This is a genomic window from Erysipelatoclostridium sp. An173 (genome assembly GCF_963931465.1).
Classification (GTDB): Bacteria; Bacillota_I; Bacilli_A; order Erysipelotrichales; family Coprobacillaceae; genus Thomasclavelia; species Thomasclavelia merdavium.
Genome location: NZ_OZ007017.1, coordinates 1,945,690 through 1,961,121, shown reverse-complemented (window position 1 = coordinate 1,961,121; position 15,432 = coordinate 1,945,690). Strand labels below are relative to the sequence as shown.

Sequence of the window (15,432 nt, the reverse complement as noted above, 5' to 3'; positions counted from 1 at the left end):
TCCTTACACCTCTACTTTCTTTCAATTACATTAAAGTGACAAGCGTTGATACATTGACCACACTTAATGCATTTTTCTTGATCAATAACATAAGGAACTTTTCCTAATTCCCCATGGATAGCACCAACTGGACATTGTTTTGCACATAAACCACATTTACGGCATTTTTCTTCATCAATAACATATTTAAGCAATGCTTTACAAACACCAGCAGGGCATTTTTTATCAACGATATGGGCAATATATTCATCTCTAAATTGATTGATTGTTGATAAAACTGGGTTAGGAGCTGTTTGTCCTAGTCCACATAAAGCAGTATCTTGAATTGTTTTAGCTAGCATCTCTAATTCATCTAAAGTATGCATAGTTGCTTTACCATCACAAATTTGTTCTAATAGTTCTAACATTCGTTTAGTTCCTACTCGACAAGGAGTACATTTACCACATGATTCATCAACGATAAAGTCCATATAGAAACGAGCAACGTCAACCATACAGTTATCTTCATCTAAAACAATCATTCCACCTGATCCCATCATTGAACCAAGTTTAACTAATTCATCGAATCCAATTGGGGTATCTAATTGTTCTTCAGTTAGACAGCCACCGGAAGGACCTCCAGTTTGAACTGCTTTAAAGCGTTTATGATTTGGACATCCTTCACCAATTTCATAGATAACTTCTCTTAAAGTAGTTCCCATTGGTACTTCAACTAATCCAGTATTAACGATTTTTCCACCTAAAGCAAATACTTTAGTTCCTGGTGAAGTTTCAGTACCGATCGATCTAAACCATTTAGCACCATGTTGAATGATCTGGGCAATATTGGCATAAGTTTCTACGTTATTAATAATTGTTGGTTTACCCCAAACTCCTTTATGAGCTGGAAATGGTGGTTTTGGATTTGGCATACCACGGTCACCTTCGATTGATTTGATCAATGCTGTTTCTTCACCACAGACAAAGGCTCCAGCACCAAGACGAATTTCTAAGTCAAAATCAAATCCAGTATCAAAAATATTTTTCCCTAATAATCCTAGTTCCCGAGCTTGAGTGATTGCTGTATTCAAACGATCAACGGCAATTGGATATTCAGCACGAATATAAATATAACCATGATTAGCACCAATTGCATAACCAGCAATTGCCATTGCTTCAATGACACTATGAGGATTTCCTTCTAGAATGGAACGATCCATAAATGCTCCTGGGTCACCTTCATCGGCGTTACAGATTACATATTTTTCATCACCAGGTTCATCTAAGGCAAATTGCCATTTAACTCCAGTAGGGAAACCACCACCACCACGGCCACGTAAACCGCTGGCTTTAATTTCGTCAACAACTTCTTGAGGTGTCATTTCCTGTAATACTTTAGCAAGAGCAAAGTAACCATCTTTTCCAATATATTCATTAATATTTTCTGGATCGATAACACCACAGTTGTGTAAAGCGATTCTTCTTTGTTTATGATAGAATTTGGTGTCGTTAATATCATGGATTTCCCGAGTATCTTCATCTGATTCATTTAACATTAAACGATGAACAGGACGTCCTTTATATAAATGTTCCATAACAATTTCTTTTACATCGGAAACTTGAACTGATTTATAAATGATATTATCAGGGTAAATTGAAATATTAGGACCAACACCACAAAGACCTAAACATCCAGTTCTTAAAACTTCGATTTCATTATCTAATCCTAAGGACTTAATTTCTTTTTCAAATTCAGTGATTAATTCTCCTGAATTCCCGATTGTACAGCCAGTTCCAGCACAGACTAATACTTGTGTTCTTTTTGCTGCCATCTTGCAACCTCCTATTTTTTATAGTGTCCGACTGTGTACTCGTCGATTATTTCATCATTTTTTAAATGTCTTTCAGCAATTTCTTTAGCCTTTTTTTCATCGACTAAAACATAAGTAGTTTTATTATCATCTTTATCAAAGACTTCAACAATTGGCTCTAATGTACACATTCCGATACATCCAGTTTGTAGTACTTTAGCTGAAAGTTTTTGTCTAGCAACTTCTTCAACTAATGTATTTAATACAGGTCGTGCCCCAGCAGCAATACCACATGTTGCCATCCCAACAACAACACGATATTTTTGTAATCCTTCATCACGAATACTCATATTATTTCTTGCTGCATCACGAATTTTCTTTAAATCTTCTAAGGATTTCATAGCTGTAATCCCTCCTTTATATAATTTTTTAGCCAAATAATTATTTCTGGTTCATTAATTAAGACATCATCAAGAATTTCTTTTATTTCTCGAGTGTCTAATTTAAATTCAGTATCATCAGTTGTATATTTAAATAAATAATCTATTTTTTCATCAGCTTGAATTAAAGTAATTATTGTATCAACGATATTACCCATCGGTGGGGTATCTAAATGATCTTTAACAAAAGAGCCAATTACTTCAGTCCCCTTGCCAAGTGAAGAGCTGATAGTAAAAGTTCCACCGGTTGCCTCGATATTTTCCTTAAAGATTGGAATTCCTAAACCTACTTTGCGGGTAGTTCTAGTTGTATAAAAAGGATCGCATACTTTGGCAATTGTTTTTTGATCCATACCACAACCATTATCAATGATCTTAATTTCAATAACATTTTGTTTACTGCTATCTAAAATTAAAATTTGAATAAATGTAGCTTTAGCTCGAATTGAGTTGTAGGCAATATCCAGGATATTCATAGCAATTTCCTGCATTATTATTTCCTCCATAGCTGATAGAATTTTTCACGATCAAATTGATTTTCAGGTTCACTAATTGCCTCTAAATAATGGGCATCACTGTTAAAAAAAACATATTCATCATTTAAATAAGGACATATTTCCCGTAATTTTTTTAGCTCTTTAATACTAGTAACTTCAATTCCATCATAGTTTAATGACATTGGGATATCTTGATATACTTCATAAAGCCCAAATTTTTTAGCCATTACATGAGCAAGAATAGCCACGCCATTGAATTGATGAATTTTTTCAATGATCTTAGCAACATCTAAATCCAAAGATTCTAATAATAGATTTTCTTCAGTAGCAATAATATTATCATTTTCATCAAATATTACTTGGTTACCATAATAATCAGGGTTATTTGGACTTTTAATTAAATGTTTATCGATCCACTTTTGTATTGGCTGTAATGGTGTTTCTTTAAGAAAATATGCCAAAATATGCACTTTTTCGATACTTTGAAGCTCAACACCATGAACAAAATCAATTTTCCCTTTTAAAACATCATGTTCAATAATCTTAGATAAATAATGCTGCTGTTTTAAAGAATTATGATCAGTAATCGCAATTAAATCCAAACCTTTAATATAGGCCATATTAAAAATATTATTAATTGTCATTAAATCATCGCCACAAGGTGATAGGGCTGAATGAATATGCAAATCATAGTACATTTTATAAACCTAGATTCACTAATTCTTTAGCTACATGATAAGCATCATCTTCACTTATAAAAAGCGGTATTTTGAGTTCGGTTGCTTTAGCAATTGTATCTTGATCAGGATAACTATTTTGAACGAAAATTATTCCCGCAAAGTCATTTAAATCAGCTACTGCTATTACATTTAAATGCTTTTGTACCGTAAGCCATAAAGCACCAGTTTTTCCATTTGCCATCACGAAGCTTAACAAATCCCCGATGTAAACACCTTCAATTTCATTTGAAAGATCGACATCATTGATCTGTTTAAGTGATAATTTTAAAATTTCGCTTACTTTCATATTATTACCTTTTCTTAACACGACATAGCGAGTCATCAACTTCACCTTTAGCAATTCGCGCTGCCAGCCCGCGACAGTTTGCAAAACCACAACTGCCACAATCAAATTGAGGCAAGGTTTCTAAAATAGCATTTACTTTATTAAACCATTGTAAACGTTCTTTAAAGTTTTGTTCATTACTGCTATCAATTTGATGGACCTTAGTATATTCATCTTTTGATAATGCTTTTAGTGGGCCATTACAATCTTCAAAAATACTTTCAATATTAAAGCAGCCTTCAAATGGATTAGACCACAAATAATAACCACCAATACAACCTTGAAAACAATTAAATAAAGCAATTAAATCAACATGTTGTAACTGATCAAATTCAATTAAATCCAAAACAGTATTTATTTGTGTCAATCCTTCAACACTAATAACTGATAAACTACGATTACCATATAAATCACTAACATTACTTTTAACACCATAACGGTTAAATGAAATTTCGGTTTTTTCTTCATTTTTTAAACGATTAATTTGAGGAAATATTTGAGAAATACTAATCGCATAGTCAATATTAGAATCCTGGTTATCAAATGGTTCTTTTGCAAGGGTCAACTTTGATACACATTCACAAAGTGAAAAGATCCCGATATCACGATCATTATATTTTTTCTTTAATCTTTTAGCGGCTATTTCTACTGGATAGTCGTAAGGTAATAAATGATCGATTAAAGTAGGGTATTCATTTTCAATAAGTTTATTAATTGTCGGACAAAAAGACGTTAACATTGGAAGATGCTTATCTTTACTATCCTCAATTCCTTGTTTATAAAGAAATCCCTCAATATCGCTATATTGAACCACTTCATCAAAACCAAACTTTTTAATAGCCTGTGCAATATTTTTTGCTTCCTCATAAGTTTTTAAATCAGATAATATCGCAGTTGGAATTAATGCAATATTATAATCATGTTTTTCTAGACAGGTTTGTAAATCAATATTTCTGGTTCTTAAAATCTTCTGGTCACATGCCTGAATACAGATATCACAATTAATACATTTATCTTGATCGATAATTACTTGCTTATTTACAATTGAAATAGCATCTACTGGACAGGATTTAACACATTTAATGCATTTTTGACAATGGGTACCTAAATAACTAATTACTGGCTTCATTTAAAAGTCATCTTAATATGTGTACCTTCTTTTGAAGAAGTTATTTCAAAAGTAGATGCCACACTTTGCATATTATAAAGGCCCATTCCAGCTCCAAAGCCTAATTCTCGTGCTTTAGGCGAAGCGGTCGAATAACCTGGAGTTAAAGCAAGTTCAATATCTTCAATTCCTGGGCCAATATCATCAAATGATAAATGAATGATACCCTCGTCATCGATTTCAAAGGTAACTGTGCCACCATCAGAATGAATTGCAATATTGATTTCTGCTTCGTAGCAGGCAATCGCTACTGCTTTTAAAACTTTACGATCAATTCCTAGGGCTTTTAAAGTTCTTTTGATATCGCTAGAAGCTGTTCCAGCATCCTGGTAATTATCTTTGATAACTTGATAAGTTTTTTTCATCGGCGCATTCCTGCCGTATATAGCTTCCCGCAAGCTTCAAACATTGCTTCATCAGTTTGAAAAAGATTTATATGCAATTTTTTAGCCATATCAACAATTGACATATCTAATGGCTTTCCTCTTACAAATAAAATTGTTTCTAAATCTAAAACCTCTGCGGTACGTAATGATTGAACATTGGCAAGACCAGTAATAAATAAAATGTCCTCAGTTTCATTTTTTAATAAAGCTAAAGCATCCGACATTAAATCAGTTGCAAAACCTTTATCATAATTTTTTTCATAGATTGAAGTATCATCAACATAAATTTCACGAGCATTTAATAATTTAACAATTTCTTTAACTTGCATGTGATTCTTCTTTTAAATAGTCTAAGACTAATATTTTTAAATCTTCTAATTGCTTAGAACATCCAAAAACTGTCCCATCAACGCTTACTACTGGAGCTAGTCCACAGGCTCCAACGCAGCGAGTAGCGTCAATTGAAAATAGTCCGTCTTCACTTGTTGAATTTACTTCGCATCCCGTCATTTCACAAAGCAAGTCAAGAATTGTCTGAGAACCATTGACATAACAAGCTGTTCCTAAGCAAACTGAAATAACGTGTTTCCCTTTTGGCTCAGTAGTAAATTGAGAGTAGAATGTTACAACTCCGTATACTTTTGATACTGGTACATTAATAGCCTGAGAAATTTTTTCCATTGCTTCAAAAGGAATATAGCCAAGACTTTCTTGAACTTCATGAAGCATTAGTTTCATGGGTCCTTTTTCGTCTTTGTATTTAGCAACAATTTCATCAATTTTATCTAAATACTCTTGTTTCAGCTTTTTCATTTTCACACCTCTTTCTTTTTCATCATATGATTAATTATAACATACTTTGAAAGCGCTTTAAATAGGGTGATGAAAAAGGTCCCATATATTTAAATAGATATATATTTAGACAAAAATTAATATATCAGGATATTTTTGTTACGAAAGTAACACAAAAATATTATTTTATGATAGAATTGTCTCATTAAGGGAGGCGAAATAATGAATCTTTTGCATTTGAAATATGTAATTGAGGTAGCTAAAGCTGGTTCAATAAGTAAAGCTGCTAATCATCTTTACATGAATCAACCGCATTTAAGTAAGATAATTAAAGAATTTGAAGAAACTATGCATATTAAAATATTTGAACGTACTTCTAAAGGGGTTGCCCCAACCAAAAAAGGGGCTGAATTTATTGAACGAGCCAAAGATATTATCAGACAGGTTGATCAAATGGAGGCGTTATATTGCAATTATGATGAAAAATCAGTGCATTTAGATGTTAGTGTACCTCGAGCAAGCTATATTGCAAATGCATTTACTAATTATTTGTCTAAAATAAATTTTCAAGATAAGAAGATTACTGTTAATTATCGGGAAACTAACTCTTTTGATACGATCAAAGCGGTTTATGAAGGTGATGCTAATATTGGGATTATTCGCTTTTTTCAAGACGAAGAAAGTTATTTTATAAATTTATTGAAATCAAAGGAATTGGAATATAAAGAAATATATAAATTTAATTATCAGCTATTAGTATCCAAGGAAAATCCTTTGGTCTATAAAAAAGAAGTTAAATTAAAAGATTTAAAAGACCAGATTGAAATAACTCATGGTGATGTATCATTGCCAGAGCGGCCATTAGTTTCGACTAATCGTAATAATGAAATTCGTCAAAATAAAAAAGAAATTTCTATTTATGAACGAGGAATTCAATTTGAATTATTGAATTGTTTACCGCATTGTTATATGTGGGTTTCACCAATGCCTAAACAAGTTTTAAATCGTTATAATTTAACGACATTAACATTAAAAGAGCATAAAGCGATAAGTTATGACTGGCTTATTTTAAGAAAAGGATATCGTTTATCAAAAGAAGACTTGAGTTTTATCGACGAAATTCATTGTATTATTCAAAATAATTATGGAGGTATATGTCAAAAGGAATAGCACTATTCCTTTTTTGTATCTACTACATTATTTTGTAAGCGCTTATAATTAGAATCATGGAGGTGCTTATGACATGCAAAGATTTACATTACCAAGAGATTTATATCATGGAAAAGGAGCTTTAGAAGCTTTAAAAACATTAGAAGGGAAAAAGGCTATCGTTTGTGTTGGTGGCGGAAGTATGAAACGTTTTGGTTTCTTAGATCGCGCTGTTGAATACTTAAAAGAAGCTGGAATGGAAGTAGAATTATTTGAAGGGATTGAACCAGATCCATCTGTAGAAACAGTTATGAAAGGTGCAGCTGCAATGGAAAAATTCCAACCAGATTGGATTATTGCTATGGGTGGAGGATCACCTATCGATGCTGCAAAAGCAATGTGGATTAAATATGAATATCCTGAAATTACTTTTGAAGAAATGTGCAAAGTGTTTGGTATTCCAAAATTACGTAAAAAAGCTCATTTCTGTGCAATTCCATCTACAAGTGGTACTGCAACAGAAGTAACTGCATTTTCAATTATTACTGATTATGAAAAAGGAATTAAATATCCAATCGCTGATTTTGAAATCACACCTGATATTGCAATCGTTGATCCTGATTTGGCAGAAACTATGCCTGTTAAATTAGTTGCTCATACAGGAATGGATGCTATGACTCATGCAATTGAAGCATATGTATCAACTGCAAATTGTAACTATACAGATCCACTTGCAATTCATGCAATTGAAATGATTCAAGCTAACTTAGTAAAATCATATAATGGAGATATGTCATGCCGTGATGATATGCATGATGCTCAATGTTTAGCTGGACAAGCATTTTCTAATGCTTTATTAGGTATTGTTCACTCAATGGCTCATAAAACTGGTGCTGCCTTTGTTGATCAAGGTGGACACATTATTCATGGTGCTGCTAATGCGATGTATTTACCAAAAGTAATTGCATTTAACGCTAAAGATGAAACAGCTAAAAAACGTTATGGTGTAATTGCTGATTACATGCATTTAGGTGGTAAAGATGATGATGAAAAAGTAGAATTATTAATTGCATACTTAAGAAAAATGAATGATGATTTAAATATTCCACATTCAATCAATCATTATGGTGCTGATGGTTTACCAGCTGAAACTGGATTTGTACCTGAAGATGTTTTCTTAGACAGAGTTGAAGAAATCGCTGCTAATGCAATTGGTGATGCTTGTACTGGATCAAATCCACGTATTCCAACTCAAGAAGAAATGGTTAAATTATTAAAAGCTTGCTACTATGATACAGAAGTAGACTTCTAATATAAAATAATCTAAACCCTGCATTTAATTTGCAGGGTTTTATTTATAGTAAAAAAGATTGGTTATTGTAGATAAATATAGTAGAATGATTTTGTTAGGTGGTGATTTAATGAGTTTATATGTTACTAGACATGGGCAGACTGATTATAATGTTGAAAATTTAGTATGCGGTATTTCACCGGCTGTTTTAACTAAACTAGGGATACAACAAGCTAAGGAATTAGGAAAAAGATTAGAAAATATTGATTATAAATATTTATATGTTTCACCATTAAAGCGAGCTTTGGATACTGCTAGCTTAGCAAATATAAAAGAAATTGAAATGGTTATCGAACCACGAATTCAAGAGATCAATTTTGGTATTTATGAAGGCTTACCTCGAGATACTCAAGGTTTTTTAACTAATAAATATGATTTGGCGTATCGTTATCCTACTGGTGAATCGTTTATTGAATTATGTAACCGAGTTTATTCATTTCTTGATGAAATTAAAAGACAAGCAATAGAAAATGATGTTTTGCTTGTCTGTCATGGAGCAGTTTGTCGGGCTATTAATACATATTTTAATGATATGACTAATGATGAAATATTTGAATATACAACTGAAAATTGTCAGTTATTAAAATATGATTATTTATCTAAATAGTCTTTTAAAGCTGTCCGGTTTAAAATATTTATTTTTTTATATTTTAATTCAATCCAGCCAAATTGGCAAAAATCGTTTAATATTTTTGTAACAGTGACCCGATTTAAGCCGGTTAGAGAAGCTATTTCTTCATGAGTATAAGAGATAGTTTTTTTATTTTGTTCTAATAAAAAAGCAGCAATTTTTTCATGGCGATTATATAAGTAAGCTTTTTTTACTTGATTAACTAAATAATCATTGGTTGATGATAATAATTGTAAAATAGCGATAGTTAATTCCTGCGATTTTAAAATAGTAGGGTACATTGTTTCTAATTGACATGAAATTAATTCAACTTCATCGATAGCGCTAACACATACAGGCCGATTAGTATTTTGAAGAAATGATGATTCACCAAAGATCCGCCCTTTACCAATGATATCAAGGGTTATTTCCTGTCCATCTTTGGAAATTAAATAGACTTTGACCCGCCCTTTTAAAATTAAATATAAGTTATTAGTAGTATCTTCTTCCATGTAAATAACATCGTTTGGATGATATTTAATTAAAGTACCAGCTTCTTTAAAATATTTAAATAAATCTTCTGAAATCTTCATACTTCCTCCATTATTTTACTTTTTTTCTTTAATTGTAGCATAGAATACATTTTTTAGATAGCTAATGTGGTATCTTATCTCCTGAGGTGAGTAGGATGAAAGAAAGATTGGTAAAAATTGGATTAATTATTTTAGGAAATATTTTAGTAGCATTTGCAATTAGTACTTTAGTTTTAGAAAATGAATTGATTTCTGGTGGGGTAACTGGTCTAGGGATTGTCGGAAATCATTATTTAGGTATTAATATTTCACTAGTAGTAGGGGTTATTAATATTGGTTTGTTTTTGCTTGGGCTTTTATTTATTGGTAAAAAGTTTGCTCTTTCGACATTAATTTCGACTTTTACTTTTCCGTTATTTTTAGAATTTTTTAATACTCATAGTTTTTTCCATAATTATTGTGATGATACTTTATTAGCTGTTGTTTTAGCAGGGTGTTTACTTGGAGTTGGAACTGGATTGATGATTAGAAATGATGCATCATCTGGAGGAATGGATATCATTGCAATTATTTTAAATAAAAAATTTAAGATTCCAGTTTTTATCGTAGTTAATCTTTGTGATTTTACAATCTTATGTTTACAAGCAGCGTTTAGTGATATTAATAAAATTATTTATAGTATTGTTTTAGTTTTCATTACTTCATTTATGTTGAATAAGACTTTAACAAAAGGTTCTAAAATGGTGCAATTATTAATTATTAGTGACTATTATGAAGAAATTAAAAAACTAATTATTGGTGATCTTGATGCTGGTGTCACAGCTTTATATAGCGAAAAGGGTTATACTGGTAATGATACTAAAGTATTGATGACAATTATTCCACCTGTAAAACTAAACCGGCTTAAAGAACAAGTTAAAAAAATAGATCCACTGGCTTTTATGGTTGTTGCGACCGTTGATGAAGTCAGTGGAAGAGGATATACATTTTCAAGAAATCAGTAATCGCTTAATGCGATTACTTTTATTATGTGGTAAATATTACCATCACCAGCAAAACGACTATCATCTTTAAAATCTTCATTAATATCGATCCAGACTAATTCGTTTTCATCACCATGGATGTTTACATCTTTAAAAAGGATAGCAACATATGTTTCTAAAAGAGTATCATCTAAATAATACGTAAAGTCCATAAAATGAGTTAAAGTAACATCTTTATTTGTAATATTGGTTTCTTCTTGTAATTCACGATAGGCTGCTTGAAGATGGTCTTCGCCTGGTTTTATTTTCCCGCCAACAAAATTATATTTGCCTTGATAGGGATCTTTTTTTCGTTTACACATCAATAGTTTTGTTTTATTTTGATTAAAAATTACAATAATATTTACATTTCGTTTCATTTTTATTACCTCTAGTAAATTTTATCATAATTATTAGTATATTTATAAAAAATTAAGAATATATTTAATGTAATTTTTTTAAGATAGTGCTATAATGCAAAAGTATATTGGTGGAGGAGATTATGGACATTATAGAGTTAATTAAAGTTTTTATTTTAGGAGTTGTTGAAGGTATAACCGAATGGTTACCAATCAGCAGTACTGGACATATGATTTTAGTTGATGAGTTCATTAAGTTAGATGTTAGTGCTGAATTTTTGGAAATGTTTTTAGTAGTAATTCAGCTTGGAGCGATTTTAGCTGTTATATTCCTTTATTTTGATAAGCTGATGCCATTTGATTATCGCCATGGCTGGAAAGTAAAAAAAGATACTTTTTCAATGTGGTTTAAAATTATCTTTGCTTGTTTACCAGCGGCAGTTGTTGGTATATTGTTTGATGATCAGTTAAATGAATTATTTTATAATCCTCTTACAGTTGCCATTGCTTTAATTGTTTTTGGGATCTTGTTTATCTTTATTGAAAATTATAATAAAGGTCGTTCATCAAAAATTAATTCTATTAGCGAGATTACTTATAATACTGCTTTGATCATTGGTATTTTTCAATTAATAGCAGCTATTTTTCCAGGAACATCACGTTCTGGAGCAACAATTGTTGGGGCTTTATTGATTGGGGTTAGCCGTACTGTAGCAGCTGAATTTACTTTCTTTTTAGCAGTTCCGGTAATGTTAGGAGCTAGTTTATTAAAGATTGTAAAATTTGGTTTTGCTTTTACTTCTTATGAATTAATATTATTAATTTTTGGAATGGCGGTTGCCTTTGTTGTTAGTATGATAACAATCAAATTTTTAATGAGTTATATTAAAAAGCATGATTTTAAAGTCTTTGGCTGGTATCGAATTATTTTAGGGGTAATTGTCTTAGTTTATTTTATGATTTTTTAAAAGTCCAGATTGAATCTGGGCTTTTTTATATGGTAAAATAAATATATATGATACAATTATATTAATAAAAAAGGAGGTCGTTTTATGAAAATTTTATTATGTTGTACAGCTGGTGTTACTTCTAATATGTTTGCAGCTGCTTTAAAAGATGAGGCGGATAAGCGTAACTTAGAAATTATTGTTTGGGCCGCAGCAGAAACTGCAGTTGAATATTCTATTGAACAGGCAGATTTAATTTTGGTTACTCCACAATTAGCAGGTTCAATTAAGAAATTCAAAGATTTAGCTAATCCAGGTGTACCAGTTTTATTAATTAGTGAAGATGACTTTAGGAACTTTAATGCTAAAAAAGTTTTAGATGAAGCAATTAGTGTATAATAATATTTAGGAGTTAACTTATGTTAACTCTTTTTTTATGCAAAAAAGTTAAGAATTTGTTAAGAATATTTGTGTTATCTTAATTTTATGTTAAATTATTAGGGATTGCAAAAATATAATTAGGAGATAAGAATGGAAATTACAGATATTTTTGGTTTATTAGGTGGTTTAGCATTATTTTTATATGGAATGAAAATGATGTCAGATAGTTTAGAACTAGCTGCCGGTAATAAAATGAAAACAATTTTAGAAAAATTAACTACTAATCGTTTTTTAGGAGTTATAGTTGGTGCTTTAATAACAGCAGTTATTCAATCATCATCGGCAACAACTGTTATGACGGTTGGCTTTGTTAATGCAGGATTAATGAAACTTAAAAATGCGGTTTGGATCATTATGGGTGCTAATATTGGTACAACAATAACTGGGCAGTTAATTGTTATTGATATTAGTGCTTTAGCACCGTTAATTGCTTTTGTTGGTGTTGCGTTAATTGCTTTTTTTAAAAATAAAAAATTAGATATGATCGGTGGAATTATTGCTGGTTTAGGAATTTTATTTATGGGAATGGATATGATGTCTGGGGCAATGATGCCTTTAAGAGATTCTAAAGAATTTGTCAATATTGTATCAACATTTAAAAATCCTTTAATAGGAATATTAGTTGGAGCTATTTTTACTGCAATCATTCAAAGCTCTTCAGCTTCAGTTGGGATTTTAATTGCTTTAGCAAAAAGTGGCGTTATTACTTTATCGTCATCTATCTATGTATTATTTGGACAAAATATTGGAACTTGTATAACTGCAGTGTTAGCTAGTATCGGTACTAGCAAAAATGCTAAAAGAACAACAATTATTCATTTGTCTTTCAATATTATTGGAACAATTATCTTTGTAACGATCAGTTTATTGTTCCCGTTTGCCGATATTGTTGCTTCTTTGACACCAGGAAATGTTCCCGCACAAATAGCTAATGTTCATACGATCTTTAATATTGGAACAACAATTTTATTATTACCATTTGGTAAACAATTAGTTGATTTATCATATAAACTTTTACCAAAGAGAGATGAAGATATTGAAATCAAGAAAGTTAAATATTTAGATAAAACGATTTTTGTTAATGATTATCATATTGGAACTAGTGCAATCGCTAATCGACAATTATTCAATGAAATTCAAAATATGTTAACAATAGCAAAAACTAATTTAGAAATGGCTTTTTCAATCCTGGTTAATTGGGATGAAAAGAAATTTGATAAAATTATTGATACTGAAGATTATATTGATTATTTAAATAAAGAAATAATCGAATTTACAACACTAGCAATATCTTCAGAATTACCAGTTGAAAACTCTAAATCAATTGGACTGTTTTTAAAAACAGCAGGTGATTTAGAAAGAATTGGTGATCATGCTATCAATATCGCTAAACGTGCTAAAAAATTGAATGAAAATCAAAACAGTTTTTCAAGTGAAGCAATGCAGGAAATTAATGAGATGAATGATTTAACAATGAGTGTTTTAAAAAGATTAAATACTGTAAACATTGATGATCCAGATACATTAATTCATAAAGTAGATTCTTTAGAAACAATCATTGATGAAAAAACAAGTAAATTTTCATATAACCAAATGTTACGCTTACGTGATAAAAAATGTACCCCAGAAAATAGTGCTTTGTTTACTGAGACATTGATTGATTTTAAACGTGTAGGTGAACATGGTGTAAATATTGCTAATGCATTTAATGAAATAAAAGATGTATTAACAACAATCTAGGCTGTAATTGGCAGCCTTTTTATTTTGTATAAAAGTTTGATAGTGCTTTTGATAAATGCTATATTGATATAAGAGGTGGGTTATGAAAAGAATTGGAACTGGAAAATTAAGAGAACAAAATGACAGACTGGTTTATAAATACTTAGCGTTAGGTAAACCGGTAACTAAAAGAGAGTTATCAAATAAAACTGGCTTAACTTTTGCAACGATTGGAAATATTTTAAATGGTTTTAAAGAACAAAATATTGTCATTGAAAAAGAAACTGTCGTCTTAAAAAAAGGTCGTCCTACAGTTACTTATATTTTAAATCCAGAATTTTTTCATACATTAAGTATTATTTTAGCTCGAAAACAAGAACAAAACTTTTTCTATTATCAAATAAATAATTCTTTATTTGAAGTAATAAAGAGTAATCAAGAGATAATCGATTTAACAAATATTGATGTTTTAATAGAAAAAATAAAACAAATTATATCATCAGATAAAAAAATTACTATTATTGCTATTGGAGTACCATCAATTGTCTTTGAAGATATAGTAATTGAATCAGATATTATTGAATTAAAAAATCTTAATTTAAAAGAAGAAGTGGAAAAAGCAACTGGAATCAAAACGGTTGTTAAAAATGAAATGAATTATTGTGCATATGGTTTTTATGATAAACTAACTGATAAAAAGGATGTTTGTTATGTTACCTTTCCTAAGCAAAGTGGACCAGGTTGTGGTAGTGTGATTAACGGCGAATTATTACAGGGACATAATAATATTGCAGGTGAAATTATTTATTTGCCAATTTTTGAGTTTTTAAAACATCATGATCAAAAGAGAATAAGCTATGACGAAAATAATATTGCATTAGCATTAGCTACTTTAGCTACAATTATTAATCCGGCATATATAGTAATAACTGGTGAAGCATTAGAAAAAATAAATCTTAAATTAATGGAAGAAATCTGTTTGCAGTATATTCCTAAAAAGTTTATGGCTAAAATTATTTATTGTGAAGATTGTATTGATGATTTTTTTAATGGAATCATAAAATATACTGGACAAAGATATTTACTGGATGAGTGATTTATTAAAAATCTTTTAATAAATGTATTGACGTTTCCTTTATTGTGATATATATTAATTAAAAGTC

The 15,432-nt window shown here is 30.4% G+C and carries 19 protein-coding genes; 8 read left to right on the top strand and 11 right to left on the bottom strand.

Annotated elements, in window-relative coordinates:
- Positions 1-11 precede the first annotated feature (11 nt).
- The 9 genes from ABGT36_RS09825 to ABGT36_RS09785 are packed head-to-tail and all read right to left on the bottom strand — an operon-like array spanning position 12 to position 6,159.
- Positions 12-1,811, bottom strand: coding sequence for an NADH-quinone oxidoreductase subunit NuoF (locus ABGT36_RS09825; protein ID WP_346677772.1), 1,800 nt, complete (start codon positions 1,809-1,811; stop codon positions 12-14).
- Between the two features lie 11 nt (positions 1,812-1,822).
- Complete coding sequence (locus ABGT36_RS09820) at positions 1,823-2,191, bottom strand: ferredoxin (protein WP_087299193.1); 369 nt, start codon at positions 2,189-2,191, stop codon at positions 1,823-1,825.
- Positions 2,188-2,721 carry an ATP-binding protein gene (locus ABGT36_RS09815; protein WP_087299191.1) on the bottom strand — a complete coding sequence of 178 codons (534 nt, stop codon included), beginning with the start codon at positions 2,719-2,721 and terminating at the stop codon, positions 2,188-2,190. Before ABGT36_RS09815 ends, ABGT36_RS09820 begins: the two co-directional genes overlap by 4 nt.
- Positions 2,722-2,723: 2 nt before the next feature.
- Complete coding sequence (locus ABGT36_RS09810) at positions 2,724-3,425, bottom strand: PHP domain-containing protein (RefSeq protein WP_087299189.1); 702 nt, start codon at positions 3,423-3,425, stop codon at positions 2,724-2,726.
- A 1-nt stretch (position 3,426) separates the two neighbouring features.
- Positions 3,427-3,789, bottom strand: a complete 363-nt coding sequence (locus ABGT36_RS09805) for a hypothetical protein (RefSeq protein ID WP_346677770.1) — start codon at positions 3,787-3,789, stop codon at positions 3,427-3,429.
- Entirely contained in the window at positions 3,758-4,921 is a 1,164-nt protein-coding gene (locus ABGT36_RS09800) for a [Fe-Fe] hydrogenase large subunit C-terminal domain-containing protein (RefSeq protein ID WP_087299187.1), read from the bottom strand. Before ABGT36_RS09800 ends, ABGT36_RS09805 begins: the two co-directional genes overlap by 32 nt.
- Positions 4,918-5,325: an ATP-binding protein gene (locus tag ABGT36_RS09795; RefSeq protein ID WP_087299185.1), complete on the bottom strand. Its 408-nt coding sequence runs from the start codon at positions 5,323-5,325 to the stop codon at positions 4,918-4,920. The genes ABGT36_RS09800 and ABGT36_RS09795 overlap by 4 nt, the downstream gene beginning before the upstream one ends.
- A complete protein-coding gene (locus ABGT36_RS09790) occupies positions 5,322-5,675 on the bottom strand; it encodes a hypothetical protein (RefSeq protein WP_087299183.1) in 354 nt (117 codons plus the stop codon). Before ABGT36_RS09790 ends, ABGT36_RS09795 begins: the two co-directional genes overlap by 4 nt.
- Complete coding sequence (locus ABGT36_RS09785) at positions 5,665-6,159, bottom strand: NAD(P)H-dependent oxidoreductase subunit E (RefSeq protein ID WP_346677767.1); 495 nt, start codon at positions 6,157-6,159, stop codon at positions 5,665-5,667. Before ABGT36_RS09785 ends, ABGT36_RS09790 begins: the two co-directional genes overlap by 11 nt.
- Before the next feature lie 201 nt (positions 6,160-6,360).
- Between ABGT36_RS09785 and ABGT36_RS09780 the strand changes: the two genes are divergently transcribed.
- The 3 genes from ABGT36_RS09780 to ABGT36_RS09770 all read left to right on the top strand — a co-directional run bounded on the left by ABGT36_RS09780 (position 6,361) and on the right by ABGT36_RS09770 (position 9,245).
- Positions 6,361-7,308 carry a LysR family transcriptional regulator gene (locus tag ABGT36_RS09780; protein WP_346677765.1) on the top strand — a complete coding sequence of 316 codons (948 nt, stop codon included), beginning with the start codon at positions 6,361-6,363 and terminating at the stop codon, positions 7,306-7,308.
- A gap of 73 nt (positions 7,309-7,381) precedes the next feature.
- Positions 7,382-8,599: an iron-containing alcohol dehydrogenase gene (locus ABGT36_RS09775; RefSeq protein ID WP_087299176.1), complete on the top strand. Its 1,218-nt coding sequence runs from the start codon at positions 7,382-7,384 to the stop codon at positions 8,597-8,599.
- A gap of 109 nt (positions 8,600-8,708) precedes the next feature.
- Complete coding sequence (locus ABGT36_RS09770) at positions 8,709-9,245, top strand: histidine phosphatase family protein (RefSeq protein ID WP_087299174.1); 537 nt, start codon at positions 8,709-8,711, stop codon at positions 9,243-9,245.
- Here the strand turns inward: ABGT36_RS09770 and ABGT36_RS09765 are convergent.
- Complete coding sequence (locus tag ABGT36_RS09765; protein ID WP_087299172.1) at positions 9,230-9,841, bottom strand: Crp/Fnr family transcriptional regulator; 612 nt, start codon at positions 9,839-9,841, stop codon at positions 9,230-9,232. The two genes, ABGT36_RS09770 and ABGT36_RS09765, sit on opposite strands and share 16 nt — an antisense overlap.
- Before the next feature lie 95 nt (positions 9,842-9,936).
- On the opposite strand from ABGT36_RS09765, the gene ABGT36_RS09760 reads away from it, so the two are divergent.
- Positions 9,937-10,785, top strand: coding sequence for a YitT family protein (locus ABGT36_RS09760; RefSeq protein WP_087299170.1), 849 nt, complete (start codon positions 9,937-9,939; stop codon positions 10,783-10,785).
- Here the strand turns inward: ABGT36_RS09760 and ABGT36_RS09755 are convergent.
- Positions 10,779-11,183 (bottom strand): NUDIX hydrolase, encoded by a 405-nt coding sequence (locus ABGT36_RS09755; protein WP_346677762.1) that lies wholly within the window; start codon positions 11,181-11,183, stop codon positions 10,779-10,781. The genes ABGT36_RS09760 and ABGT36_RS09755 overlap by 7 nt on opposite strands.
- A 122-nt stretch (positions 11,184-11,305) precedes the next feature.
- Here ABGT36_RS09755 and ABGT36_RS09750 point away from each other — a divergent pair, with 122 nt between their 5' ends.
- The 4 genes from ABGT36_RS09750 (at position 11,306) to ABGT36_RS09735 (ending at position 15,365) form a co-directional block, all read left to right on the top strand.
- A complete protein-coding gene (locus ABGT36_RS09750; RefSeq protein WP_087374013.1) occupies positions 11,306-12,130 on the top strand; it encodes an undecaprenyl-diphosphate phosphatase in 825 nt (274 codons plus the stop codon).
- A gap of 84 nt (positions 12,131-12,214) precedes the next feature.
- Positions 12,215-12,508: a PTS sugar transporter subunit IIB gene (locus ABGT36_RS09745; RefSeq protein ID WP_087299164.1), complete on the top strand. Its 294-nt coding sequence runs from the start codon at positions 12,215-12,217 to the stop codon at positions 12,506-12,508.
- A 132-nt stretch (positions 12,509-12,640) separates the two neighbouring features.
- Complete coding sequence (locus tag ABGT36_RS09740) at positions 12,641-14,290, top strand: Na/Pi cotransporter family protein (RefSeq protein ID WP_346677759.1); 1,650 nt, start codon at positions 12,641-12,643, stop codon at positions 14,288-14,290.
- Between the two features lie 82 nt (positions 14,291-14,372).
- Positions 14,373-15,365 carry an ROK family protein gene (locus tag ABGT36_RS09735; protein WP_346677757.1) on the top strand — a complete coding sequence of 331 codons (993 nt, stop codon included), beginning with the start codon at positions 14,373-14,375 and terminating at the stop codon, positions 15,363-15,365.
- The last annotated feature ends 67 nt before the right edge of the window (positions 15,366-15,432 follow it).

Bases quoted from the DNA above. Each gene is read 5' to 3' on its own strand.
- ABGT36_RS09745 (WP_087299164.1), top strand. From the start codon at position 12,215: ATGAAAATTTTATTATGTTGTACAGCTGGTGTTACTTCTAATATGTTT.
- ABGT36_RS09785 (WP_346677767.1), bottom strand. From the start codon at position 6,159: ATGAAAAAGCTGAAACAAGAGTATTTAGATAAAATTGATGAAATTGTT.
- ABGT36_RS09770 (WP_087299174.1), top strand. From the start codon at position 8,709: ATGAGTTTATATGTTACTAGACATGGGCAGACTGATTATAATGTTGAA.
- ABGT36_RS09815 (WP_087299191.1), bottom strand. From the start codon at position 2,721: ATGCAGGAAATTGCTATGAATATCCTGGATATTGCCTACAACTCAATT.
- ABGT36_RS09805 (WP_346677770.1), bottom strand. From the start codon at position 3,789: ATGACTCGCTATGTCGTGTTAAGAAAAGGTAATAATATGAAAGTAAGC.
- ABGT36_RS09765 (WP_087299172.1), bottom strand. From the start codon at position 9,841: ATGAAGATTTCAGAAGATTTATTTAAATATTTTAAAGAAGCTGGTACT.
- ABGT36_RS09790 (WP_087299183.1), bottom strand. From the start codon at position 5,675: ATGCAAGTTAAAGAAATTGTTAAATTATTAAATGCTCGTGAAATTTAT.
- ABGT36_RS09735 (WP_346677757.1), top strand. From the start codon at position 14,373: ATGAAAAGAATTGGAACTGGAAAATTAAGAGAACAAAATGACAGACTG.
- ABGT36_RS09750 (WP_087374013.1), top strand. From the start codon at position 11,306: ATGGACATTATAGAGTTAATTAAAGTTTTTATTTTAGGAGTTGTTGAA.
- ABGT36_RS09775 (WP_087299176.1), top strand. From the start codon at position 7,382: ATGCAAAGATTTACATTACCAAGAGATTTATATCATGGAAAAGGAGCT.
- ABGT36_RS09800 (WP_087299187.1), bottom strand. From the start codon at position 4,921: ATGAAGCCAGTAATTAGTTATTTAGGTACCCATTGTCAAAAATGCATT.
- ABGT36_RS09780 (WP_346677765.1), top strand. From the start codon at position 6,361: ATGAATCTTTTGCATTTGAAATATGTAATTGAGGTAGCTAAAGCTGGT.
- ABGT36_RS09760 (WP_087299170.1), top strand. From the start codon at position 9,937: ATGAAAGAAAGATTGGTAAAAATTGGATTAATTATTTTAGGAAATATT.
- ABGT36_RS09820 (WP_087299193.1), bottom strand. From the start codon at position 2,191: ATGAAATCCTTAGAAGATTTAAAGAAAATTCGTGATGCAGCAAGAAAT.
- ABGT36_RS09740 (WP_346677759.1), top strand. From the start codon at position 12,641: ATGGAAATTACAGATATTTTTGGTTTATTAGGTGGTTTAGCATTATTT.
- ABGT36_RS09755 (WP_346677762.1), bottom strand. From the start codon at position 11,183: ATGAAACGAAATGTAAATATTATTGTAATTTTTAATCAAAATAAAACA.
- ABGT36_RS09825 (WP_346677772.1), bottom strand. From the start codon at position 1,811: ATGGCAGCAAAAAGAACACAAGTATTAGTCTGTGCTGGAACTGGCTGT.
- ABGT36_RS09795 (WP_087299185.1), bottom strand. From the start codon at position 5,325: ATGAAAAAAACTTATCAAGTTATCAAAGATAATTACCAGGATGCTGGA.
- ABGT36_RS09810 (WP_087299189.1), bottom strand. From the start codon at position 3,425: ATGTACTATGATTTGCATATTCATTCAGCCCTATCACCTTGTGGCGAT.